At 67.0% G+C, this 2,203-nt stretch carries 3 protein-coding genes and 1 pseudogene; all 4 read left to right on the top strand.

Annotated features, from left to right (window positions below):
• Window positions 1-460, top strand: a pseudogene (locus Q0R63_RS20680) (hypothetical protein); the annotation flags it as partial.
• On the top strand, window positions 457-1,104 hold the full coding sequence (locus tag Q0R63_RS20685; RefSeq protein ID WP_295701688.1) for a hypothetical protein: 648 nt from the start codon (window positions 457-459) through the stop codon (window positions 1,102-1,104). The pseudogene Q0R63_RS20680 and the gene Q0R63_RS20685, both read left to right, overlap by 4 nt.
• An 83-nt stretch (window positions 1,105-1,187) precedes the next feature.
• Complete coding sequence (locus Q0R63_RS20690) at window positions 1,188-1,367, top strand: hypothetical protein (RefSeq protein ID WP_295701690.1); 180 nt, start codon at window positions 1,188-1,190, stop codon at window positions 1,365-1,367.
• A gap of 87 nt (window positions 1,368-1,454) precedes the next feature.
• Window positions 1,455-2,203 (top strand): transposase (locus Q0R63_RS20695; RefSeq protein ID WP_295701692.1); only part of this gene is annotated, 749 nt, incomplete at its 3' end.

A 2,203-nucleotide genomic window follows, 5' to 3' on the forward strand; every position in this document is an offset into this window, starting at 1 on the left:
CGTCCGCTCCAACCGCGACGTGAGCTGGCTGCTCGCACCACGGGGCCTGGCCGGGATCCTGAATCAGCTCCAGGAGCTGACGTCGCCTGCAAGACCTGGACCGTTCGATGGGCGACTGACGGCCACCGGGTCTGTAGCCGCTCGGCGGCTGCTGCCGCAGGGCATCCTCTCGGTGACACCCCTTAAACTGGCATGCCTCTATTGCGCCGACGCGGCAGGGCTGGCTGAACGGCTGGATCTGCGGGCGGCGACGAGGTCGACGGCCAACGTCGTCCTGGCCCGACCCCAGGACGATGCGGTCCTCACAACTGCTGAAGTCCTGGATGGGTACCTCCGGCTCGCGCCACGAGCCCGGGTTCTGGCGGACCTGCTCACACTCGGAGGCCGGTTCGTCGACGAAGCCGAACAGCTGCTCGAGGCGATCGCCGCCAATGACCAGACCGTTCGCTCGGGCCGATGAGCGTCATCGACCCCGAGTATGCCGCTGCCCGTTCGGTGCTGCTCGACGCCCTCGACGCTCTCGGGGCTCAGGCCGGCGCCGTGATTCTCGTCGGGGCTCAGGCCGTGTACGTCCACACCGGAGACGTACCCGAGACCGGGATCAATCGCACCACCGACAGTGATCTCGCTATCAACACCGAACTGCTCGAAGCGGATCCAGAATTGACCTCCACCTTGGAGGCGGCCGGCTTCGTCAATAAGGACTCGAACCTGCCGGGGTCCTGGACCGGCGCGCACGGGGTGAAGGTCGACATCATGACCGTGCCCCACCAGTCCAATCAGACGAAAGCACGCTCTCGCTCCCCTCGCCTGCCTCCTCACGGCCAGCAGTTGGCCCGCATCACCCCCGGCCTGGAACCAGCCCTCGTCGACAATGCCCAGCACACCATCCTGGCGTTAAAAAACTCGTGGGATGAGTTGCACGACGTCTCGGGTAGTTCGGTCATCGGCCCTGTCCCGCAACTCGGCCGAGGTCTTTCGGGCTGCCGATCAGAGAGCGGTGGAGATCATCCGACGCGACGGCGAGACCCTGGTGCGAAAGAGCGAGGGAGAGCGTCAGGAGACCGTGCTTCGCATGGCCGCGGACCTGATTGCCGTTTATGAACGGTCCGGAACAAGAGATGTTGGCGACGAAGATCGTCCGCAGCGCCCGCGGGTGCGCGGCTGTGAGGGACTTCGTCCCGTTCATGGTTGACCTGCAGGAGTGGTACACGACGGCGCTGGCGAAGGCTGCAGGATTCACCCCCTACGGCGAATTGGACTGGTACGACGATCTACCCAGGCAACCCATCCCCGACTGGCCTGATGGCGAAGGGACGAAGAGCAATGATCAGAACCTGTGGATGGTCGTCGGCGGGTGGGCGTGAAGGAGCGCACCTTCCCGAGGATGATCTGAAGCCCATAGAAGTCTGATCAGGACCGGCGTTGGCGCGCTGGTTCGGGAAGGTACGCCCATGTTCACGATAGTCCACGAGAAGAACGAGACCAACGACGTCACCGCCCCCACGTCAGCCGGGGTCGGGGGGTCGTTTCTCGACGAGCTGGTCCGCGGCGGAGCGCGGGCGATGCTCGCGGCCGCGTTGCAGGCCGAGGTCGCCGCCTACGTCGACGCGTTCGCCGACCAGGTCGACGAGCACGGCCGCCGGTTGGTCGTGCGCAACGGGTACCACGCCGCCCGGGAGGTGACCACGGCCGCGGGTGCGGTCCCCGTCAAAGCGCCACGGGTCAACGACCGACGCATCGACGAGACCACCGGGGCCCGGGCCCGGTTCTCCTCTTCGATCCTGCCCGCGTGGGCGCGCAAGTCCCCCCGGGTCGCGGAGGTCCTGCCGCTGCTGTACCTGCATGGCCTGTCCAGCAACGACTTCGGCCCCGCGCTCGAGCAGTTCCTCGGCTCGAAGGCCGGCCTGTCGGGCCCCACGATCACCCGCCTGACGACCCAGTGGCAGGACGAGGCCGCCGCGTTCGGAGCCCGGTCACTGGCCAACACCGACTACGTGTACGTGTGGGTCGACGGGATCCACCTCAAGGTCCGCCTGAGCCAGGAAAAGGTGTGCCTGCTCGTGATGATCGGGGTCCGGGCCGACGGCACGAAAGAGTTGATCGCCCTGGCCGACGGGCACCGCGAGTCCTCGGAGTCGTGGGCGGACCTGCTGCGCGACTGCAAACGCCGCGGGATGACCGCGCCGGTGCTCGCCGCCGG

The sequence above is a fragment of the Lapillicoccus sp. genome (assembly GCF_025353065.1).
In the GTDB taxonomy this organism is placed as follows: domain Bacteria; phylum Actinomycetota; class Actinomycetes; order Actinomycetales; family Dermatophilaceae; genus Lapillicoccus.

Bases quoted from the DNA above. Each gene is read 5' to 3' on its own strand.
- Q0R63_RS20685 (WP_295701688.1), top strand. From the start codon at position 457: ATGAGCGTCATCGACCCCGAGTATGCCGCTGCCCGTTCGGTGCTGCTC.
- Q0R63_RS20690 (WP_295701690.1), top strand. From the start codon at position 1,188: ATGGTTGACCTGCAGGAGTGGTACACGACGGCGCTGGCGAAGGCTGCA.